Origin of the sequence: Sphingopyxis lindanitolerans (assembly GCF_002993885.1) — a bacterium.
In the GTDB taxonomy this organism is placed as follows: domain Bacteria; phylum Pseudomonadota; class Alphaproteobacteria; order Sphingomonadales; family Sphingomonadaceae; genus Sphingopyxis; species Sphingopyxis lindanitolerans.
The window spans coordinates 3,389,082-3,409,570 of record NZ_CM009578.1; the positions used below are offsets into that span (position 1 = coordinate 3,389,082).

A 20,489-nucleotide genomic window follows, 5' to 3' on the forward strand; every position below is an offset into this window, starting at 1 on the left:
CGCAAAATCGGCCGATTCCGGTTCCGCGCGTTGACGCGGCGGTCCGGCGCATTACAGCCACCAGTCAACGCCGGAATATCTCCCCCCTCAGACCCTATGGGTCGCGTTCCGGTGGTCTGGAGAGAAAACCATGACTTTGCGCAACATCTTGTTGGGCGCCACCATGCTGTGCGCCACCACCCCCGCTTTTGCCTTTGCCCAGGAAACCGCCCCCGCCGATGATGCGGCCGCGACGGCAGCGGACACCATCGATTATGGCAACGACATCATCGTCACCGCCTCGAAGCGTTCGCAGACGCTGCAGGACACGCCGATCGCGGTTTCGGTGACCTCGGCCGCCGACCTTCAGAACGCGCAGATCCGCGACCTCATCGACCTGCAGTCGGCGGTGCCCAGCCTGCGCGTCTCGCAGCTCCAGTCGAGCGCGAACACCAACTTCATCATCCGCGGCTTCGGCAACGGCGCGAACAACCCCGGTATCGAACCGTCGGTCGGCGTGTTCATCGACGGCGTCTATCGTTCGCGCTCGGCGGCCCAGATCGGCGATCTTCCGAATGTCGAGCGTATCGAAGTGCTGCGCGGCCCGCAGTCGACCCTGTTCGGCAAGAACGCGTCGGCGGGCGTCATCAGCATCGTCACCCAAAAGCCGCAGTATGTGTTCGGCGGCTCGGTCGAGGCGAGCTATGGCAATTATGACGCCATCGTCCTCAAGGGCAACATCACCGGCCCGATCAGTGATACGATCGCTTTCTCGCTTGGCGCCAATTTCAACCGCCGCGACGGTTACGCCAAGGATGTGAATCTCGACACCGACGTCAACGACCGCAACCGCTGGGGCGTGCGCGGTCAGTTGCTGATTGAACCGAGCGACGCACTGTCGATCCGCCTGATCGGCGATTATGACAAGATCGACGAGAATTGCTGCATCGCCGGCAACGTCCTCGCCGGCCCGACCGTGCCGATCACCAATTTCCTGGCGGGCGGCACCAGCGTCGATGCGAATAATCCCTTCTCCTATCGCGTCTACAATAATTTCCTGTCGTCGAACCTGATCAAGAATTACGGCGGTTCGGGCCAGATCGACTATGATCTCGGCAATATGGCGCTGACCTCGATCAGCGCCTATCGCGAGGTTCGCGCCGACACCAACCAGGATTCGGACTTCACCAGCGCTGACCTGATCGGCCGCAAGTCCGACGATACCGCGATCAACACCTTCACGCAGGAACTGCGCCTGACGTCGGACTTCGACGGCCCGATCAACTTCCTCGTCGGCGGCTATTATTTCAACGAGAAGATCAAGCAGCATAGCCAGATCAACTTCGGCGACGATTTCCGTCCCTATGGCAACGCTCTGATCCAGGCAGCGAGCGGTGGCGCGTTGAACGTGCCGACGCTCGAGGCCGCGCTCGGCGCGCCCAGCGGCTCCTTCTTCCGCGCCGGCGACGGCATGGACGAACATTATCGGATGAAGAACACCGCGTGGTCGATCTTCGGCACACTCGATTTCGAGATCAGCGATCGGCTGACGCTGACGCTCGGCGGCAACTATACGAAGGACAAGAAGCGCTTCTCGGCTGATGTCGACAGCAACGACGTCTTTTCTGGGATTGACCTCGACGCGGCCGCCTATGCGCCGTTCCGCAACCAGCTTCTGCTTGGCGGTGCGTTGCAGCAGGCGGGCGTGAACCCGAACGATCCGGCCGCAGTGCTCGCCTTCGCGACGAACCCCGCGACGGCGCCCTTCTTTCAGCAGTTCGTGACCTTCGCCAATGACAACCAGAACAATCCGGCGGCGAACCCGCTCAATGGCCTGAAGGCGTTCCAGTTCCTGCCGCCGTTCCTCGACGTTCCGAACAGCGTCGAACCCGGCAAGACCAACGACGGCGATTTCAGCTACAGCGCGCGCCTCGCGTATAAGATGACCGACACGGTCAACGTCTATGCGACCTATGCGACCGGCTTCAAGGCGAGCTCGGTCAACCTGTCGCGCGACAGCCGTCCGCTGGCCGCCGATCTGCCCGCGATCATCGCGGGCGGGCTGGGGACGCCGAACCTGGTGTCCGGAACGCGCTTTGCGGCGCCGGAAGAATCGACCGTCTATGAAGCGGGCCTCAAGGGTCAGTGGTCGGTCGCGGCGCTGAACCTCGCGGTGTTCAAGCAGTCGATCAAGGGCTTCCAGTCGAACGTGTTCACCGGCACCGGCTTCGCGCTCGCCAATGCCGGCAAGCAATCGACCTGGGGCGTCGAGTTCGACGGGTCGGTGCGTCCGGTCCGTGGGCTGAACCTGACGCTGGCGGTGACCTATCTCGATCCGAAATACGACAGCTTCGTCGCGTCGGCGTTCGGCGACCTGTCGGGTCGCAAGCCCGCCGGCATCCCCGACCTGTCGGTGTCGATGGGCGGCACCTATACCCACGAATTCGCGGGCGGGACCAAGGCGATCATGCACGTCGATTACCAGTATGAAAGCCCGACCCAGATCGTCGACGGCCTGCTCGGCCTTCCCGACACGGTGGCGCAGAATCTGAAGCGCGAAGTGAACCAGCTCAACGCCTCGTTCACCGTCGCGTTGACCAACGGGTTCGAACTGGGCGTGTGGGGCCGCAACCTCACCAACGCGCAATATCTGACGACCGTCTTCAACGCGGTCGCCCAGTCGGGCAGCGTGTCGGGCTATCCCAGCCAGCCGCGCACCTATGGCGTGACCGGCCGCTTCAAATTCTGATGCAACGGGGCGGGGCGCTTCGGCGTCCCGCATCCACGCATTGCGGACAAGAAAATGCCCCGGCCTCTCGATGGAGAGACCGGGGCATTTCTTTTGGCGTTTCGGCGTCGCCGCCGATTGGATTTAGAACTTCATCCCGGCCGCGATGCCATAGCGGCGCGGTTCGAGCGTGAAGATATTGGTATAGTTACCCGACGATTGGTCGGTGATGTAGAGGCCGGTGACGCTGTTGGCGTCGAACAGGTTCTGGATGAAGCCGCGGACATACCATTTGTCGTCGGCCCCATTGAGCTGCAGCTGGGCGTTGACCTGGGTATAGCCCTTGATCCGGTTGACGTTGCCATTGAATATGCTGTCATAGCTCTCACCGGTATAGGCAAGGTCAAAGCGCGGGACGAGAGTCATGTCGCCCATATGCGCCGTATACTGGACGCCGGCGCTGAACTTGTAGTTCGGCGCCTGCGGCAGCTGGTTGCCCTTGATGTTGACCGGGATACCGGCGGACAGGACCTGGATTCCGTTGGGGTCGAAGAACAGGGCAGTCGGGGTGGGGTCGCCGTTCGCATCGACCGCGGCATCGGCCAGAACCGAACAGATGCCGAAGGCTCCAGTGGAAGCAATGCCGCCATCGGCGGGGAAGGCGGTGGTCGGCTGTAACCCCGCGCCGGTCGCCGCATTGAGGCCGCCGTTGACTGCGTTCACGAATCCGTTGCTGCCTGCTGCATTACCGGCCGTGCCTGGGGCGACGGCGCAGTTCGCGCCGTTGGACAGATCCTTGATGATCACCGCATCGGCCCGGCCGCCGCCGAAGTCGCGCGGATTGCTGGTGAATTTGTCCGACGACACCTTCGTGTGCAGATAGCTGAACCCCAGATTGATCACCCAGTCCGGATCGGGTCGGACCATGCCTTCGATTTCGAGGCCATAGATGTCGGCATCGACATTGTCGTTGACCGCGGTGCGGGCGACGATCTTGCTGAGCTGAAGATCCTTATATTTATAGTAGAAGGCCGTCAGATTGAGCTGAAGCGCGCCGTTGCCGAACGTGTTCTTCGACCCGATTTCGAACGCATCGACCTGTTCGGGCTTGAACGATTCGGGCACCGCGAAGATCGGCTGTAGCGGCGGATTGATGCCGCCTGATTTATAGCCCCGCGAATAGGAGGCATAGAGCAGATTGTCGTCGGTCACCTTGAAGTCGAGCACCGCACGGCCGGTCAGCTTGTTGAATTTGACGCTGCGCGACTGGATGATCTGATTGCCCGGCGTGCCGGGGTCGGCATCGAACGATCCGACGAAGGGCGAATCGAACGCGCTGCCGGTGCCGCCGTGCGGCGCGAGGAAGCTGGCCAGCGTCGACCGTGCCAGCACGCTCTTCTTGTCATTATTGTAGCGCAGGCCGGCGGTCAGTTTCAGCCGGTCGTTGAACTCGAAATAGGCCTCGCCGAACAGGCCATAGGATTTGATCTTCAAATCGTCGGTGTTGTTGCGGAAGAAGGGCGTGGCGAGGAACGACGGCGGCAGCGGCGCCGGGATCGTCTGTCCGGGGTTGGCGGGATCGGGCACCTTGTTGCCCGCAGCCGTGAAAGCGCCGAGAACGCCGGTCAGATAGTCGATCGGAAAGGCGTTCACATAATAGCTGTTCTCGGTCAGGTGATAATCCGCGTAAATCCCGCCGACCAAGAAGTTGAACGGTCCGTCGAAGTCGCTGGTCAGGATCGTTTCTGCGGACCAGCTGCTGTTATACTGATTCGATCGGTCGAACTGGAGCGACTGGTCGCTACAGATTTTCTTGCCGCCGAAGCTGCCGTATCCGGTTTCTTCCGCCAGCGAGGTGCAGAGTTGGCCGGCTGGCCCGTTGGGAATGATCGCTGCGGCGACCGGCGCAAAATATTGCTGGAGAAACGCGCCGTACCCCCCGGTGGCGGCCGCCTGCAAATTGGCGAGTCCGGTCGCATAGAGCGAACGGTCGCCGACATTGCTGTTATAGTCCTGTGAGGCGTCGAGTTTCACCTTCTGATACTGACCGGACACCTGGAGTGACACCGGGCCGAAATTATGCTCGATCCGGCCCTGCAGGATCATTTCGCTGGTGAAATAGCTGGGCGTATAGGCGGTGTTGACGGTCCGCGAATCTTGGGGGATGGTCGTGTTCGCGTAGACGTCGGGACCATAGACGCTGCCGAGCGCGAAGCCTGCCGGAATGCCGCGGATCGCCAGGAATTCCTTCGACGTCAGCGCAGCGGTAAAGGTCGCATTGCCGTTGAACGGCGCATTGTCGAGGCGACTGTTGAGACAGCCGAGGATGCCGGTGGGGTCGCGCTGGCAAAGCTGTTTCTGGATGCGGGTGCGCTGGTCCCGTTCGTGGAAATAGGAACCGAGCAGGTCGATCGTCGTGCCCGACGTCGGCTCCCAGCGGAACGATCCGCGCACCGAATAAAGGTCGCGGTCGTCGATGCGGGTGTTGAGGAAGGTGTTTTTCGTATAGCCGTCGCGGTTCAGATAGATGCCCGCGATGCGAAAGGCCGCCGTGTCGCCAAGGGGGATGTTGATCATCGCCTTGCCCTTGATCGAATTATAATTGCCATATTCGGCCTCGGCAGCGCCTTCGAACCTCCCGAGCTTTGGCTTGGCGGTGATCACGTTGACGACGCCCGAGGTCGCGTTGCGGCCGAACAGCGTGCCCTGCGGACCGCGCAGCACTTCGACGCGCTCCAGATCGAAGAATTCGGTTTCGAACAGGCGGGTCGAAAACAGCGGATCGCCGTTCAGATGGATCGCGGTCGCGCTGTCGCAGGTCGTGCCGACGCACAGATCGCCGATGCCGCGGATGGTAAAGCTGGCGCTGGTGAAATTGGTCTTGGTGAAGGTGACGTTCGGCAGCGTGAGCTGAAGGTCCGAGGGCGTCTTGATCTGCTGCGCTTCGAGCGCTTCGCTCGAGAAGGCGCTGACTGCGATCGGCACGTCCTGCAGACGTTCGGATTGACGCTGTGCGGTGACGACGATTTCGCCGCCAAAGGCGTCGGTGGTCGAGCTGCTGCCGCTATCCTGGGCATAGGCTGGTGTCGCCACCACCATCGCCAGAATCGACGAGCCCATCAGTCCCTTGAACTTCATTTACATCCTCCCTTTTTCGAACCCGCGTCGCGGGCCGCCCAAACTCGAATTTGTGCTTAAAGGGGAGGGATAGTGACCAGACGTGGCAAAGAGCGCCGGGCCGGGTTGGCCAAGTGTCTGCGCATATGCCGCTTGCCAGCTGTGCTGGTCATCGTCCTCTCCCACCGGCGTCGGGGACTACGCCGGACTCTCCGGATCACGGCCCGCTTGAGCGAGCTTCTGTAATGCCAATGAAGGTGCGCCGAGTTGACGAAAGCGTCAAGTCACTTGTTAGCGGCAAAAATGCGCGGAAATTCAAGCGAGTCCCAAAGCCGGAAAAGCCCAGATTCCGCAACGTAAACTTGTCGAAGGGCAGGAATTTCTTGCCCGCGCGGGGTTGCGCAACATGCTTTTCGCGTCGAAATGTGCGACATGGATGCAACAGTGAAGGCGAAGAAATGACAAAGGTCGAACTGGGCGCGGACGGGAAGCCGGTGGTGCCCGGTCCGGTGCTCGATGCGGTCCGGACGCTGATCGAATGGGCGGGGGACGACCCGGCGCGCGAGGGGCTGGTCGACACGCCGCGGCGGGTGGCGCGCGCGTGGCTTGAATATTGCCAGGGCTATGAAGACGATCCTGCGGTCCATCTGTCGCGCACCTTCGAGGAGGTCGGCGGCTATGACGAAATCGTGCTGCTGCGCGACATTCCGTTCCAGTCGCATTGCGAACATCATATGGCGCCGATCACCGGCAAGGCATCGATCGCCTATCTGCCGCGCGACCGTGTCGTCGGCATCTCGAAGCTCGCGCGCGTTCTGAACGGCTTTGCGCGGCGGCTGCAGGTGCAGGAGCGGCTGACCGCCGAGGTCGCCAAATGCATCTGGGACAATCTGCACCCGCAGGGGGTCGCGGTGGTGATCGACGCGCAGCATGGCTGCATGACCGGCCGCGGCGTCCGCACCCCCGGCGTCGGCATGGTCACCAGCCGGCTGCTCGGCTGCTTCCTCGACGACGAACGCAGCCGCAAGGAAGTGCTCAGCCTGATGGGGTATTGATCGCCCGTCGCCTTTTGTGTTTGACTGAGCCTACCGCCGCCACATCCTGAGCAGTTGATATTGTACCGCCTGCAGCCGGGTATAATTCGCCGGGTCCATCTTGCCGCCTTCGAGCGCCGCGACCTCGTTGAGTTCGTATATCAGGTCGCGATGCTGGAGGTCGGGGATCAGGCTCTGGATGAAGGTGATCGCGACGAGCCGTTCGCCGCGCGTCACCGGCTCGACCTCGTGCAGCGTGTGCGAGGGATAGACGATCGCGGTCCCCGGCGCCTCCTTGAAGCGCAGGTCGGCATTGCCGAGCATGATATGCAACGCGCCACCGTCATAATCGGCGGGATCGTTGATGAAGACGGTGCAGCTGACGTCGGTGCGGAGCTGGCCATCGGACAGCGGGATATAGGCGGCGTCGGGGTGCAGCCCATAATGCATGCCCGGCGTGTAGCGCGTCAGCAGCGGCGGCGCGATGCGCGCGGGAAAGGTGAATTCCATGAAGTCGGGATTGCGGACCATCGCGTCGAGCAGGATTTTCGACGATCGCTCATAGGCCGCGGCATCGTGGAGCTGGAGATTGTTCTTGATCGTCGAATGCGGGTTGCTGATCTTGCCGTCGACGAACTGGCCCGATGCGGCGATCTCGCGCAGGGTGCGGACCTCCTGTTCGTCGAGCAGGGGAACGAGCTTGAACATTGTCTCTTCCTATCGGGCGTGGATCGGCAGGGTGCCGAGGACAGTATAGCGCTGGGCGATCGCTTCAACCCATGCGATCGCCTCGGCGATCTCCGGCGCGTGCCCGGCGGCGGCCTGCGCCTGCAACTGGCGGCGCAGGTCGGGGCTGTAGCCATGTTCGGGCGCCTTCGAATATTGGCGCAGGATCGGACCGGACAGGATCGCCGCGATCCGGTCGGCACCGGGCGTCAGTCCGAAATGCTGCGCCTGCGCGGCCAGCCCGGCGGCGGGATCGGCGAGCATCGCCTCGAAATCGACCCACAGGTGACGCGGGTCGGCGGGGGGCAGCCGATGCTGCGCGCTCGCCATTTCGGTGAGCCAACTCATCGCGACGCGGGTCACCGGGGGCAGTTGCCACAGCCGGTGCGGAAAGTCGGGGAGCAGCGCCGCGAGCCGTGCCATGCGCGCGGGGGCCTGCGCGAGCGTTTCGGCGAGCGAGGCCTCGCCCGCGAGAATGGTTTCGAGGTAGCGTGCGAGCGGGACATGGAGGAACAGCGTATGCCCGTCGGCACCGGTCAGGTCGTCGGCGATCGCGGTGATCACGCTCGACGCCTTGACCATCGCGGTCTGTCCGGGACGGAAGACGCGGCCGAGCCAGCCAAGCGCCTGCGCGAGCCGTCGGCGGTAAAGATCGGGGGACCAGACCGACTCCGGCCGGTCGATGCGCTCCGCGACCTGCGTCAGCGTGCGCAGCAGCATCGGCTCGCGCAGCGGCAATATGTCGGCCGTCTCGGCGAGCAGGCGCGAGGCGAGCGTCGAGCCGACATGGCCGATGTGAAAGATGAAATGCGGGCGCGGCGCGGCGGAGCCGAGGTCGGGAAGCCCGTCCCAGGGCATCCATTCGCGACCGATGCGGTCGGTCAGCAGCCGCTGGTCGAGAAAGCTCGCGGCGCGATAATCGGCTTCGGTCAGCAGCGCGACGAGCAGCCGGTCGTTCGCGATGTCGACCATATGCGGCAGCAGGCTCGCGTCGGCGGCGAAGCGGTTGGGGAAGGGGGCGACGGCCATAGTCGCTGCCATAGAAAAGGGGAGGGGCGTTGGCCAGTCGCGATCAAGGAGCGGTCGCGTCGGTTTTGGGGGTGGAAATCCGCCCTGCCTTCATTCGTCATCGCGGCCTGGATCGGGGGGCTGGTCGGGGCAAGGAGCGCGTGGTCATGTCCAAAGTTCAGGAAAGTTCAGCCTCTTGCGTCCCCGATCCGGGCCTCGATGCGTGCTGAACGCGCCCGGCACGCCTTGCCGTGGCCGCACGCGCAAGCTGGACCGCCATCGCGTTTGAAAGAGCCGGATCAAAGCTGGCACAGCCGGATAATGTAGGAAAGGTCTATTTGAAGCCGATGGCTGTTTTGGGGTGGGAAGCGGACGTGGGTCTCCTAGGGGAAACCCAATAGACCGCATCCCCGAGCGAAGACGAGGGGCTCGTTCGAGCGGAGCGAGAACCGCGTGCCTCCGCTGCCTCGACTTCGCTCGGCAGAGCCCCTCGTCTTCGCTCGGGGATGCGGCTTCTATGACGGCTCGCCACGCTGATTGCGGCAACAACTGGTCGTTAGTCGTCATTTTATCTTCGACATCGCCGCAGCAAACAGAAAGGGCCGCGTTCCCGATTGGAAACGCGGCCCTTTCCAAGGTCGATTCCGGAGAGGCTCAGGCCTCTTCGGCGTCGTCCGCAGGCGCTTCCTCGGCGGCGATTTCCGACGGGGGGGTCGCGTCGTCGAACTCGTCCTCGCTGTCGGGTTCCAGCGCCGTCGCAACCGCTTCGGCATGTTCTTCCTCGAACATGGCCTGGATCACGTCGATGCCCTGCTTCTGCATTTCGGCTTCGTCGGGCGAACGCGCGACGTTGACGCCGACGGTCACCGCGACTTCGGGGTGCAGCTTGACCTTGACATCGACGAGGCCGAGCGACTTGATCGGGCGCTCGAGCTCGACCATCGCCTTGGTCACGCCGGCGACGCCGTCTTCGATCAGTGCATCGACGATGTCGCGGACCGAAACCGAACCATAAAGCTGGCCGGTGTTCGACGCCTGGCGGATCAGGACGATCTGCTTGCCGTCGATGTCCTTGGCACGCCCTTCGGCGTCGGTGCGGCGTTCGGCGTTGTCGGCTTCGATCTTGCCGCGGTTCGCCTCGAACAGCTTGCGGTTGGTGTCGTTCGCGCGCAGCGCCTTGTTGTTGGGCAACAGGAAGTTGCGGGCAAAGCCGGTCTTGACGGTGACGACGTCGCCGATGCCGCCCAGTTTCTCGATACGTTCGAGCAGGATGATTTCCATGACGCTGCCCTCCTTACTTCACGATGTAGGGGAGCAGGCCGATGTGGCGCGAGCGCTTGATCGCTTTCGCCAGCTCACGCTGCTTCTTGGTGGACACCGCGGTGATCCGCGACGGGACGATCTTGCCACGCTCCGACAGGTAACCCTGGAGCAGACGGACGTCCTTATAATCGATGACCGGTGCGTCCTTCTGGCTGAAGGGGCAGGTCTTGCGGCGGCGGAAAAAGGGTCGTGCCATGGTTCAGTCGCTCCTTATTCTTCGCCGTCGCGGTCACGGCCGCGGCCGCCACGACGTTCCTGCTTGCGCATCATCACCGACGGACCCTTTTCGAGTTCGTCGACCTTGATGGTGATCCAGCGGATGATATCTTCGTTGATCGCGGCCTGACGCTCGATCTCCGCGATCGCTTCGCCCGCAACTTCGGCCGACAGCATCACATAATGACCCTTGCGGTTCTTCTGGATCTTGTAGGCGAGCTGCTTCAGGCCCCAGGTTTCGGTCTTGTGAACCTGGCCTTTATATTCGCCGATGACATTGGTGACGGTTTCCGCCAGCGCGTCGACCTGAGCCTGGCTCAGGTCCTGACGCGCGATAAAGACATGCTCGTAAAACGGCATGGTTCGCGTCCTTCGATTTGGCCGATCGCTGATTTCGCGCCGATCGCGAAACCCCTCCGGCTGTCGTCTCGCTTTGCGAAACTGGTGCAAAGCAAATGGGGCGACGGCACAGAGCCTCGCCCCAATGGAGCGCGCCTATACAGATTCGGTAGCGGAAAGCAAGGGTTGGAGGGGTGAAAAGGTTCACGCGGAGACGCGGAGAGAATATATTCGCGCAGAGGCGCAGAGGAAGAGAGAATGAAGGCGGCGAAACCGCCAATCTCTATCTTCTCCGCATCTCCGCGTCTCCGCGTGAACCAAAATCTCCGCGGCCTCTGCGCCTCTGCGCGCAATATTCTCAGCGCAGCTTGCCCAGCAGATCCCGACCGAATTCGGTGAGCGTATCGTCGCGCGCGCCGAGGATCAGGATGCGGTCGCCCGCCCTTGCCGCGTCGAGCATCGCCGCGCCGCATTCGGCGCGGGTCGTCAGGTGGACCGCGTCGGCGCCCGCGCCGACGATATCGGCGACCAGCGCCTCGCTGCCGGTGCTGCGATCGACGGTGCCGCCGAAATAGACGGGGTCGCTGACGAACAGCCGGTCGCCGTCGCGCAGGCCCTTGGCGAAGCTGGCGGCGAGTTCGCGGCCCATCTGCCTGAGCGGGCCATAGCCGTGCGGCTGGAAGAAGAGCAACGCGCGGCCCGGCAGTTCGGCGACCGCGGCGAGCGTCGCGGCGACCTTGTCGGGATTATGGGCGAAATCGTCGATCACGGTGACGCCATTTGCTTGTCCCAATACCTCGTAGCGGCGGGCAAGGCCTGCGAAGTCCGCCAACGCTTCGACAGACTGCGCGACTGGCGTGCCTGTCGCCTGCGCTGCGGCGATGGCGGCGAGCGCGTTGGTGGCATTGTGGCGGCCGGGCATGCGCAGCTTCATCCGATAGGCGGTGCCTTCGGCGTGAACGGTGAAGCGGCAACCGTCGGCCAGCGCCTCGAAATCGCTCGCGCGGATGTCGGCATCCTCGCGAAAGCCGAAAGAAACGGCATTGTCCAATGACAGGAAGGGCGTGCTTTCCTCGTCGTCTGCGTTGATCACCGCGACGCGCGCCTTCAGGAGAAAATCGGAAAACAGGATATGGAGCTCTTCAAGGCTCTTGTGGTCGAGGCTGATGTTAGTGACCACCGCGACGTCGGGGCGATAGAGCGCGATCGAGCCGTCGCTTTCATCGACTTCGCTCACATAGGAGGCGGCGTCGCCGACCAGCGCGCTCGCGAAGGGTGTTTCCTCGCTGGCGAAATTGCGCATCACCGCACCGTTCATCACCGTCGGCTTGCGGCCTGCGCTCTCGAGGATCCAGCCGATCATTCCGGTGACGGTCGATTTGCCGCTCGTCCCGGCGACGCCGACCGCCTGGGCCGCGTCGTTGAACAGCGCGGCGTTGAGGTCGGCGCGGGTCAGGCGCGGCAGGCCAAGGGCGTTCGCTGCGGCGATGTCGGGCACGCTGTCCTCGATCGCGGCCGAGGCGACGAGCGTCTGGCCCGCCGCAATCCCGCTGCCGTCCTGCGGGAACAGGGCGATGCCGCGGCTTTCGATCCAGTCGAACTTGCCCGGGGTGCGGCCCTGGTCGCGGCTGCGATCCGACCCCGAAACCGCCGCGCCGCGCGCCGCGACGATCATCGCGAGCGGCAACATCCCCGACCCGCCGATACCACAGAAGAAATAGGATTTGTTTTCCGACATGGCGCGGCGTTATGGCCTTGGCGAAGGGTTTGCAACCGGCACCCGCCGCATATTCCGTTCGTGTCGAGCGAAGTCGAGACACCCATCGGGATGGCGTTAAGGCCGAGGGGCATCTCGACTTCGCTCGATGCGAACGGATCAGGGGTAGTTTTACATCATGCGCATCGGAATCGTGGCCCCTTCGACCCCCATATTGCCCGACGATGCCGAGGCGGTGCGGGCGATCGTCAGCCTTGGCTATCCGGGCGTCGAGCTGGTTTTCGACGAGCAATGTTTCGCGGTCCACGGCCATTTCGCGGGCGAGGACGGGCATCGCTTTGCCGCCTTGGTCGCAATGGCGAACCGTCCCGATATCGATGCGGTCTGGTTCGCGCGCGGCGGCTATGGCGCGTGCCGGATCGCCGAAGACGCGGTCGCCGCGATGACCGACGTCGCACGCGGCAAGGCGTTCCTCGGCTATTCGGATCAGGGCAATCTGCTCGGCGCGCTCTATCGCGACGGCTTCGACCATGTCGCGCACGGCCCGATGGTCGCCGATATCCGCCGCGAGGACGGCGATGCCGCGGTGATGCGGGCGCTCGACTGGCTGGTCGCGCGCGATCCCGCCGCCTGCGAGCCGGGCCTGGCCCATGGCGCGCGCCATGCGGCGTTCAACCTGATGACGCTCTCCATGCTGCTCGGCACGCCGCTCGAGCCCGACCTTGCGGGCCATGTGCTGCTGGTCGAGGAGGTGAGCGAATATCTTTACGCCTTCGACCGCGCCTTTTTTCATGTCGCGACCTATTTCGGCCCGCGCGGTCTTGCGGGCCTGCGGTTGGGGCGCGTCAGCGACATTCCCGAAAACGACCGCCCGTTCGGCATGGAGGCCGAGGAGATCGCGCAGGGCTGGTGCGCGCGCACCGGCATCGCGTGGCTCGGCCGCGCCGACATCGGCCATGACGCGGCGAACAAGGTCGTGCCCTTCGGCTTGCATCGCGCCGGGTGAGGGAATAGGCGCGCTTTCGTCGCTCCCCCGAAGGCGGGAGCCGCCAGAGTTACAACGCCAACGGCCTCCGCCTGCGCGGGGGCGACGATAAGGGGCACGATCATGCGCGCATTCATCTTTCCGGGTCAGGGCAGCCAGGCGGTCGGCATGGGCAAGGCGCTCGCCGATGCGTCGCCAACCGCGCGCGAGGTGTTTCAGGAGGTCGACGACGCGCTCGGGCAGAAGCTGTTCCAGCTGATGAGCGAAGGCCCCGAGGATCAGCTCACCCTCACCGAAAATGCCCAGCCCGCGATCATGGCGAACGCCATCGCAACGTTGCGCGTGCTCGAAAAGGAGGGCGGCGTGACGCTCGCTGCCAAGGCCGATTATGTCGCGGGCCACAGCCTGGGCGAATATAGCGCGCTCTGCGCTGCGGGCGCCTTCGACCTTGCGGCCACCGCGCGCCTCCTCAAGACGCGCGGGCAGGCAATGCAGGCGGCGGTGCCGGTCGGCGTCGGCGCGATGGCGGCGCTGCTCGGCGCCGATATCGACACCGCGCAAAAGCTCGCCGATGCCGCGGCCGAGGGCGAGGTCTGCACCGTCGCCAACGACAACGACCCGTCGCAGGTCGTGATCTCGGGCCACAGGGGTGCGGTCGAGCGCGCGGTCGCGCTGGTCAAGGATTATGGGATCAAGCGCGGCGTCCTGTTGCCGGTGTCCGCGCCCTTCCACTGCCCGCTGATGCAGCCCGCCGCCGACGCGATGGCCGAGGCGCTCGGCGCCAACCCGCCCGTCGCGCCGCTGGTGCCGGTGGTCGCGAACGTCACCGCGAGCCCGGTCAGCGACCCCGACATGATCCGCGACCTCCTCGTCAGCCAGGTCACCGGCCGCGTCCGCTGGCGCGAAAGCGTCGGCGCGATGGAGGACATCGGCGTCGGGCAGTATGTCGAGTTCGGCGGCAAAGTGCTCGGCCCGATGGTCAAGCGCAGCGCGCGCGGCGAGGTCGAAACGGTCAGCGTGATTTCGATGGACGATATCGAGGCGCTGCTGACGACGCTTTGAGAAACTCGCACAGAAACAGAAGATGCAGAGATCGCAGAGAATAGGTTCGCGCGGAGACGCGGAGACGCGGAGGGATTGTGCGGGACATAGATGTCGTGAGTGGCGATGTGCTCGATTTGGCTCTCCGGTTGCATCGGGATTTGGGGCCGGGTCTGCTCGAAAGCGTTTACGAGACAGTCCTTGCCGGTAAGCTGATCGATCTTGGATACCGGGTCGATCGGCAAATGCCGATCGACATCCATTTCGAAGGGGCACGGTTCGATGCCGCATTCCGCATCGATTTGTTGGTCGATAACCGGCTGCTGGTCGAGATAAAATCAGTCGAACGATTGAACGCCGCCCATGCCAAACAATTGTTGACCTATCTGCGCCTCACCGGCTTATCAGTTGGCCTTCTCATCAATTTCGGCGGTGCGGCCCTCAAAGAAGGCGTTCGTCGCATCGTCAACGATCATAAACCCTCCGCGTCTCCGCGTCTCCGCGTGAACCGGCAAAATATGGAGACATGAAATGTTCGATCTCACCGGCATGACTGCCCTCGTTACCGGCGCTTCGGGCGGTATCGGTTCGGCCATTGCGCAGGCGCTCGCGGCGCAGGGCGCGCGGCTTGCGGTGTCGGGGTCCAATGCCGATAAGCTCAATGGTTTTCGCGATACGCTCGGCGGCGATCATGTTGCGCTGCCGTGCAACCTCGGCGATGGCGCTGCCGTTGATGCGCTGGTGCCCTCGGCGGTCGAGGCGCTCGGCAGGCTCGATATTCTCGTCAACAATGCCGGGGTCACGCGCGACAATCTCATCATGCGGATGAAGGACGACGAATGGTCGGACGTCATCCGTATCAATCTCGAGGCGAATTTCCGCCTCGCGCGCGCCGCCGCCAAGCCGATGATGAAGGCGCGTTTCGGGCGCATCATCTCGATCACCAGCGTCGTCGGCGCGACGGGCAATCCGGGGCAGGCCAATTATGCCGCGTCGAAGGCGGGGGTCACCGGCATGACCAAGGCGCTGGCGCAGGAACTCGCCAGCCGCGGCGTGACCGCCAACTGCGTCGCGCCGGGCTTCATCGCCACCGCGATGACCGACGACCTTCCCGACGCGCAGAAGGAAGCGCTCAATCAGCGCATCCCGGCGGGGCGGATGGGCGAGGGCAGTGATATCGCCGCGGCGGTCGTCTATCTCGCGTCGAAGGAGGCGGGTTATGTCACCGGGCAGACGCTGCATGTGAACGGCGGGATGGCGATGCTGTCGTAAGACGGCGGCGTGTAAATAATGCTGTGCGCTCCCGCGAAGGTGGGAGCCCATCTTCGGTCGGCGCCATTTCGCTCCGGCAGGAGATGGGTCCCCGCCTTCGCGGGGACACACGGGTTTTTGGGGTCGTTTTTAGAAACTCGCCCGCGCCGTCAGGCGGATATCGCGCCCCGCGAGCGGCACATAATCCTTGGTGAAGCTCGCGTGGCGGCGCGCGTCGACGTCGAAGATATTGTCGGCGGCGAGCGTCAGCGACAGATGCCGCGTTTCGGGCAGCGGGCGCCAGGTCAGCGAGGCGTTGACCAGCGTGAAGCCCTTGGTCGTCGTCTCGAACGGCGCAATGCGGGTCTGGTCGTCGGTCCATTCGACCTCGGCGCGCGCGTCGATCCGCTCGCCCGACGCTTCGAGCCCGCCGCGGATGCGCAGTGGCGGGATACGCGGCACATAGGGGCCATCGACGATCTTCGCACGCGTCATGTCGGCGACCGCATCCGCCGCGATGTGAAAGCCGCCGACCTGCGCCAGCGGCACCGCGCCCTCGAACTCGAAGCCCCAGACGCGTGCCTTGTTCTGCCGGAATTCGAACACGGGCAAATCATCCGCGATCAGGCCGGTGTCGGTTTCATAGATGAAATTGTCAAACCGGCTCGCATAGCCGGTCAGCCCCGCCGACCAGCCGTCGCGTTTGAATTTGAGCGACGCCTCGCCGCCCCAGCTCGTTTCCTTGTTGAAGGTGGGGTCGCCGCGCTCATAGGTCAGCGTCGCGGCGTGCGGACCGTCGGAGAGCAGTTCCTCGGACGACGGCGCGCGCTCGCTGCGCGAGATCGAGACGCTGGCCTTCAACCCATCGGCGAGCTGGTAGCTGATCCCCGCGGCGCCCGACAGACTGCTGAACGAACGGTCGAAGCCGATGCTTTCGGCGCGAACCTGCGACTTTTCGAGCCGCAGCGCGCCTTCGAGGGTCACCGGGCCGCGTTCGAGTTCCTGCAAGGTGAAGGCGGCGATGCGCGTCGTCTCGTTCGCGGGCAGGAAGGCCTCGTCGCCGATCGCCGCGAAATCGCGGAAGCTATATTGAACGCCGCTCGCGCCGCGCCAGCCGCCGCGATCGTTCTGTGCCAGCTCGGCGCGCGCCTCGATGCCGCGGTTGGTGAAGCGCGTGCCCGGCTCGCCATCGTCGAATTCGGTGTGGGCATAGTCGGCATAGGCGCCGCGTACGCGCAATTTCTCGAACAGACCGTCGCCCAGCTCGACCTCGCCGCGCAGGTCGACGCGATATTGTCGGGCCTTGATCGTCGGCACCTCGTCGATGTCGGCGCGCGGCGGGATGCCATAGGCATCCTCGAGATAGCCGAAGCTGATGCCCAGCGAACCGCCATCGTCGATGAAGGCGGCACCGACCCCGGCGCTCTTGCTCCGGCTCTGGCTGTTCGGCACCCTGCCGCGGCTATTCGCGGCATCGGTCAGCCTTGCCGCTTCGTCGGCGTTGCCATCGGCAGTCGCATCGGCGGCGAGGTCGAGCAGGTGCCCGCGCAGTTCGGGCGCATAGATCAGCCCGCCGACCCGGACATTGTTCGAATCGCGGTAATTGCCGTCGGCGTGGACCACGAAGCGCTCGCCGACCGGAACGTCGATCGAGGCGCCCGCGCTCTTGTCTTTGGCGGCGGTGCCATAGCTGGCGAGCGCGTCGAGGTGGAATGGGCTCTCCGGAATGCTGCGCGGGATGCGCCGGTCGAACACGTTGACCGCGCCGCCGACCGCCTGGCTCGAGAAGAGCAGCACCGACGGGCCGCGCAATATCTCGATACGCTCGGCGGTCAGCGGGTCGATCGTCACCGCATGGTCGGCCGAGGTCGAGGAGGCGTCGATCGCGCCGAGCCCGTCGATCAGCACCGCGGCGCGCTCGCCCGAAAAGCCGCGCAGGATCGGGCGCGAGGCGCCGGGGGAGAAACTGCTCGATGAAACGCCGGGTTGCGAAGCGAGCGTGTCGCCGATCTGGCCGCGGATATCCTGCGCCAGCTTTTCGCCCTCCATCACCGACACATTGCCGAGGATGTCGAGGCTGCGGACATAGGGCGCGGTAACGACGATCGGCTGGTCGGTGTGATAATCATCATCGCCGGTGGGCGGCGCGAGCGGAGCCGCGTCCTGCGCGAAAGCGGGGGCGGCAAGGATCAGGGCGAGGGTGAAACCGGCAGAGGAGAGGAGGCGCATGAAGGGAATTCCTGTTGTTCGAGACGATATTCCCGGCTGCCAGTAATGATATACTGTTACAATGACAAGGGCGGTGCGGATGCAGGGGATGCCGTTCGTCGGCTCCCGCGTCCCGTTGGTCGACAAAGCGGCGCGAGGGGGGAGGCAAGCGAAGCTGTCTTGCGGCGCTGGGGTCGCGGTTCTAGATCAGGGGCATGACCATTGCCAAAACCAGCCTGGACCTGATCGGAAACACGCCGCTCGTCCTGCTCAAGGGGCCCAGTAAAGCGACCGGATGCGAAATCTGGGGTAAATGCGAATATGCGAACCCCGGCGGATCGGTGAAGGACCGCGCTGCGCTCTATATCGTCCGCGATGCCGAAGCGAACGGCAGCCTGCGCCCCGGCGGAACGATCGTCGAGGGGACGGCGGGCAACACCGGCATCGGCCTTGCGCTCGTCGGCAACGCGCTCGGTTACAAGACGATCATCGTCATGCCCGACAATCAGAGCGCCGAGAAGATGGCGACGATCCGCGCGCTGGGCGCCGAGCTGGTGCTCGTGCCGCCCGCGCCCTTCGCCAACCCCGGCCATTTCGTCCACACCTCGCGCCGCATCGCCGAGGAAACCGACAATGCGATCTGGGCAAACCAGTTCGACAATATTGCCAACCGCAAGGCGCATATCTTTGGCACCGCCGAAGAAATCTGGGATCAGATGGACGGCCGTATCGACGGCTTCACCTGTGCCGCGGGGACCGGCGGAACGATCGCGGGAACCGGGCTGGGCCTCAAGGCGAAGGACGCCGACATCACGGTTGCGCTCACCGATCCGCATGGCGCCGGGCTCTATAATTATTATCAATGCGGCGAACTCAAGCCCGAAGGGTCGAGCGTTGCGGAAGGCATCGGGCAGAACCGCATCACCGCCAATCTGGAAGGGGCGCCGATCGACACCCAGTTCCGCATCTCCGACGCCGAAGGGCTCGCGGTCGTCCGCCAGTTGCTCGACGAGGAGGGGTTGTGCCTCGGCCTGTCGTCGGGGATCAACGTCGCGGGCGCGATGGCGCTGGCGCGTCAGCTCGGGCCGGGCAAGCGGATCGCGACTATTCTGTGTGACAGCGGCTTTCGCTATCTATCGACGCTCTACAATCCCGAATGGCTCGCCAGCAAGGGGCTGGCGGCATGACGACCGGCGATCCTTCCGCGCCGGTTCCGCCCGCCCCGGTGAATGATTCGATGCGGCGGCTTCAAATCGGGATTGCCGGTTTGCTGACCGTCCTGCTGCTGGTCGGCATGGCGGGGCTCATTGGCGATCGTGCGCGCCAGAATGCGGCGCAAGAGGCGCCCGCCACGACGCAGATGGCGCCGCTCGACGGCATGGCGAAGGCCGGCAGCGCCCCGCTCGAGGAACTGGGCGTGCAGCCGGTGTCGAAGGATCAGAACGAGATTGGCGGCGTCAAGACGCTGCAGCCGACTCCGGCGGTTCCCGATCTCGAACCCGATCCAGCGCTTGCGCGGGCCCGCCAATCGAAACAGTGATCGCGCGTCGGCGCCCGGCCGCGCTGGACGCCGCCATCGCGGCGTCGGTGCTGCTCGCGCTCGCCTGGTTCGCGGGCGGTCAGGCGCGGCTCGGGCGGATCGATCCGGCGCTGGTCCTGCCATGGCTGGCGCTGGTGCTGGTGCCGCTGGCGCTGGTCCCAACAAAACACCGTGTCCCCGCGAAGGCGGGGGTCCATCATCCGCTGGTTCAAAATGGCACCGGCCGGAGATGGACCCCCGCCTTCGCGGGGGAGCAGTTTTCGTTTGTTGTGGTTGCGCTGCTCTTTGCGCAGGCAGCCCTCGCGTCGCTGCTCGCGGCCCAAATACCCTGGGCGCAACTGGGGCTGGTTGGCGTCGGCGTGGCGCTGGCGGCATGGCTTGCCGCCGGCTTGGCGCGCTGGCGCGCGGGCAGGGCGATGCGGGGCGCCGCAGCGCTGCTGCTCGTCGGGGCGTGGTCCGTAGGGGCGCATCTGTTGCTCGCCGCCCTCTATCGCGCCCCGCCCGCCGAGGGCGCGCCCGTCACCATGCTTACCGGCCTGCCGCTGCGCTGGTCGGCGGGAGAGGATATGGCGGCGATGATCGCGCGCGGCGCGAGCGACGACGCCGCTTTGCAGCGGATCGAGGCGGCGGGACCGGTGCGGCTCGTCGATAGCCTGATCGACCATCCGCCCGCGCCGGGCGGCGCGCTATTCCTCGCGCACCCGCGCGCCCTCGCGCCGCGCGAGCTTGTCGCGATCGACGCTTTCGTGCGCGAGGGCGGGCGCGCCGTCATCCTCGCCGACGCGCTGTCGGGGTGGCCGGCGCGTCACCCGTTCGGCGATCCGCGCAATCCGCCTGTGACGAGCCTGCTGACCCCGCTTCTCGATCATTGGGGCGTGACGCTGGGCACGGCCCCGATCTCGGACCGACGCACGATTCCGGTCGAGGTCGATGGCGCGCGGTTGCGACTGTTCACGGCCGGGCGGTTCGACACGCTGCCGCCGGGCTGCAAACCCTATGCAGATCGCCGCATCGCATCGTGCCGCATCGGCCGCGGTGCGGTGTGGCTTGTCGGCGATGCCGATCTGCTGTTCGCGCCGCTGTGGCAACCCGCGCCGCACTGGGCGGCGCATTTGCGGCGGGCCGACACGATGGAATGGCTCGCCGCGCATCTGTGGCCGGACACGCCGCGCGCTTGGCTCCAGCCGCTCTGGATTCGTGCCGCCGCCCAATAGGCGAGCCAAAGCAGACGCTTCCCGCGATTGCGCCGAGGATTCGATTCCCTTCACCTCCATCCC

The 20,489-nt window shown here is 64.7% G+C and carries 17 protein-coding genes; 9 read left to right on the forward strand and 8 right to left on the reverse strand.

Annotated features, from left to right (window positions below):
• Nucleotides 1-130 precede the first annotated feature (130 nt).
• Nucleotides 131-2,728, forward strand: coding sequence for a TonB-dependent receptor (locus CVO77_RS16145; RefSeq protein WP_242445981.1), 2,598 nt, complete (start codon nt 131-133; stop codon nt 2,726-2,728).
• A gap of 123 nt (nt 2,729-2,851) precedes the next feature.
• Here CVO77_RS16145 and CVO77_RS16150 read toward each other — a convergent pair whose 3' ends face one another.
• On the reverse strand, nt 2,852-5,845 hold the full coding sequence (locus CVO77_RS16150) for a TonB-dependent receptor (RefSeq protein WP_105999922.1): 2,994 nt from the start codon (nt 5,843-5,845) through the stop codon (nt 2,852-2,854).
• Nucleotides 5,846-6,282: 437 nt separating this feature from the next.
• Between CVO77_RS16150 and folE the strand changes: the two genes are divergently transcribed.
• A complete protein-coding gene (gene folE / locus CVO77_RS16155; RefSeq protein ID WP_105999923.1) occupies nt 6,283-6,879 on the forward strand; it encodes a GTP cyclohydrolase I FolE in 597 nt (198 codons plus the stop codon).
• Nucleotides 6,880-6,909: 30 nt separating this feature from the next.
• Here the strand turns inward: folE and CVO77_RS16160 are convergent, their stop codons facing one another.
• The 6 genes from CVO77_RS16160 to CVO77_RS16185 all read right to left on the reverse strand — a co-directional run bounded on the left by CVO77_RS16160 (nt 6,910) and on the right by CVO77_RS16185 (nt 12,208).
• Complete coding sequence (locus CVO77_RS16160; RefSeq protein WP_105999924.1) at nt 6,910-7,566, reverse strand: Fe2+-dependent dioxygenase; 657 nt, start codon at nt 7,564-7,566, stop codon at nt 6,910-6,912.
• 9 nt (nt 7,567-7,575) lie between these two features.
• Nucleotides 7,576-8,613: a hypothetical protein gene (locus tag CVO77_RS16165; RefSeq protein WP_105999925.1), complete on the reverse strand. Its 1,038-nt coding sequence runs from the start codon at nt 8,611-8,613 to the stop codon at nt 7,576-7,578.
• Between the two features lie 633 nt (nt 8,614-9,246).
• Entirely contained in the window at nt 9,247-9,873 is a 627-nt protein-coding gene (gene rplI, locus CVO77_RS16170; protein ID WP_105999926.1) for a 50S ribosomal protein L9, read from the reverse strand.
• Nucleotides 9,874-9,886: 13 nt separating this feature from the next.
• Nucleotides 9,887-10,111, reverse strand: coding sequence for a 30S ribosomal protein S18 (rpsR, locus tag CVO77_RS16175; protein ID WP_037517582.1), 225 nt, complete (start codon nt 10,109-10,111; stop codon nt 9,887-9,889).
• A 14-nt stretch (nt 10,112-10,125) separates the two neighbouring features.
• Entirely contained in the window at nt 10,126-10,491 is a 366-nt protein-coding gene (rpsF, locus tag CVO77_RS16180) for a 30S ribosomal protein S6 (protein ID WP_105999927.1), read from the reverse strand.
• 337 nt (nt 10,492-10,828) lie between these two features.
• Complete coding sequence (locus CVO77_RS16185; protein WP_105999928.1) at nt 10,829-12,208, reverse strand: Mur ligase family protein; 1,380 nt, start codon at nt 12,206-12,208, stop codon at nt 10,829-10,831.
• Nucleotides 12,209-12,365: 157 nt separating this feature from the next.
• Here CVO77_RS16185 and CVO77_RS16190 point away from each other — a divergent pair, with 157 nt between their 5' ends.
• The 4 genes from CVO77_RS16190 (at nt 12,366) to fabG (ending at nt 15,485) form a co-directional block, all read left to right on the forward strand.
• Complete coding sequence (locus tag CVO77_RS16190; RefSeq protein WP_105999929.1) at nt 12,366-13,193, forward strand: LD-carboxypeptidase; 828 nt, start codon at nt 12,366-12,368, stop codon at nt 13,191-13,193.
• 102 nt (nt 13,194-13,295) lie between these two features.
• Nucleotides 13,296-14,234, forward strand: a complete 939-nt coding sequence (fabD, locus tag CVO77_RS16195; protein ID WP_105999930.1) for an ACP S-malonyltransferase — start codon at nt 13,296-13,298, stop codon at nt 14,232-14,234.
• Between the two features lie 77 nt (nt 14,235-14,311).
• On the forward strand, nt 14,312-14,743 hold the full coding sequence (locus CVO77_RS16200) for a GxxExxY protein (protein ID WP_105999931.1): 432 nt from the start codon (nt 14,312-14,314) through the stop codon (nt 14,741-14,743).
• Nucleotide 14,744: 1 nt separating this feature from the next.
• A complete protein-coding gene (gene fabG, locus CVO77_RS16205; RefSeq protein WP_105999932.1) occupies nt 14,745-15,485 on the forward strand; it encodes a 3-oxoacyl-[acyl-carrier-protein] reductase in 741 nt (246 codons plus the stop codon).
• A gap of 129 nt (nt 15,486-15,614) precedes the next feature.
• Here the strand turns inward: fabG and CVO77_RS16210 are convergent, their stop codons facing one another.
• A complete protein-coding gene (locus CVO77_RS16210; protein ID WP_105999933.1) occupies nt 15,615-17,693 on the reverse strand; it encodes a TonB-dependent receptor in 2,079 nt (692 codons plus the stop codon).
• A gap of 194 nt (nt 17,694-17,887) precedes the next feature.
• Between CVO77_RS16210 and CVO77_RS16215 the strand changes: the two genes are divergently transcribed.
• The 3 genes from CVO77_RS16215 to CVO77_RS16225 are packed head-to-tail and all read left to right on the forward strand — an operon-like array spanning nt 17,888 to nt 20,426.
• Nucleotides 17,888-18,859, forward strand: a complete 972-nt coding sequence (locus CVO77_RS16215; protein ID WP_105999934.1) for a cysteine synthase A — start codon at nt 17,888-17,890, stop codon at nt 18,857-18,859.
• The gene (locus CVO77_RS16220) at nt 18,856-19,212 is read left to right on the forward strand and encodes a hypothetical protein (protein WP_242445982.1); all 357 of its coding nucleotides are present in this window, start codon (nt 18,856-18,858) and stop codon (nt 19,210-19,212) included. Before CVO77_RS16215 ends, CVO77_RS16220 begins: the two co-directional genes overlap by 4 nt.
• Entirely contained in the window at nt 19,209-20,426 is a 1,218-nt protein-coding gene (locus tag CVO77_RS16225) for a Gldg family protein (protein WP_105999936.1), read from the forward strand. Before CVO77_RS16220 ends, CVO77_RS16225 begins: the two co-directional genes overlap by 4 nt.
• Nucleotides 20,427-20,489: the final 63 nt, after the last annotated feature.

Excerpts from the sequence above, each read along its gene's own strand:
- CVO77_RS16215 (WP_105999934.1), top strand. The coding sequence starts at position 17,888 with ATGACCATTGCCAAAACCAGCCTGGACCTGATCGGAAACACGCCGCTC.
- rplI (WP_105999926.1), bottom strand. The coding sequence starts at position 9,873 with ATGGAAATCATCCTGCTCGAACGTATCGAGAAACTGGGCGGCATCGGC.
- fabG (WP_105999932.1), top strand. The coding sequence starts at position 14,745 with ATGTTCGATCTCACCGGCATGACTGCCCTCGTTACCGGCGCTTCGGGC.
- CVO77_RS16185 (WP_105999928.1), bottom strand. The coding sequence starts at position 12,208 with ATGTCGGAAAACAAATCCTATTTCTTCTGTGGTATCGGCGGGTCGGGG.
- CVO77_RS16165 (WP_105999925.1), bottom strand. The coding sequence starts at position 8,613 with ATGGCCGTCGCCCCCTTCCCCAACCGCTTCGCCGCCGACGCGAGCCTG.
- fabD (WP_105999930.1), top strand. The coding sequence starts at position 13,296 with ATGCGCGCATTCATCTTTCCGGGTCAGGGCAGCCAGGCGGTCGGCATG.
- rpsR (WP_037517582.1), bottom strand. The coding sequence starts at position 10,111 with ATGGCACGACCCTTTTTCCGCCGCCGCAAGACCTGCCCCTTCAGCCAG.
- CVO77_RS16145 (WP_242445981.1), top strand. The coding sequence starts at position 131 with ATGACTTTGCGCAACATCTTGTTGGGCGCCACCATGCTGTGCGCCACC.
- rpsF (WP_105999927.1), bottom strand. The coding sequence starts at position 10,491 with ATGCCGTTTTACGAGCATGTCTTTATCGCGCGTCAGGACCTGAGCCAG.
- CVO77_RS16150 (WP_105999922.1), bottom strand. The coding sequence starts at position 5,845 with ATGAAGTTCAAGGGACTGATGGGCTCGTCGATTCTGGCGATGGTGGTG.
- CVO77_RS16160 (WP_105999924.1), bottom strand. The coding sequence starts at position 7,566 with ATGTTCAAGCTCGTTCCCCTGCTCGACGAACAGGAGGTCCGCACCCTG.
- CVO77_RS16210 (WP_105999933.1), bottom strand. The coding sequence starts at position 17,693 with ATGCGCCTCCTCTCCTCTGCCGGTTTCACCCTCGCCCTGATCCTTGCC.
- folE (WP_105999923.1), top strand. The coding sequence starts at position 6,283 with ATGACAAAGGTCGAACTGGGCGCGGACGGGAAGCCGGTGGTGCCCGGT.
- CVO77_RS16190 (WP_105999929.1), top strand. The coding sequence starts at position 12,366 with ATGCGCATCGGAATCGTGGCCCCTTCGACCCCCATATTGCCCGACGAT.
- CVO77_RS16220 (WP_242445982.1), top strand. The coding sequence starts at position 18,856 with ATGACGACCGGCGATCCTTCCGCGCCGGTTCCGCCCGCCCCGGTGAAT.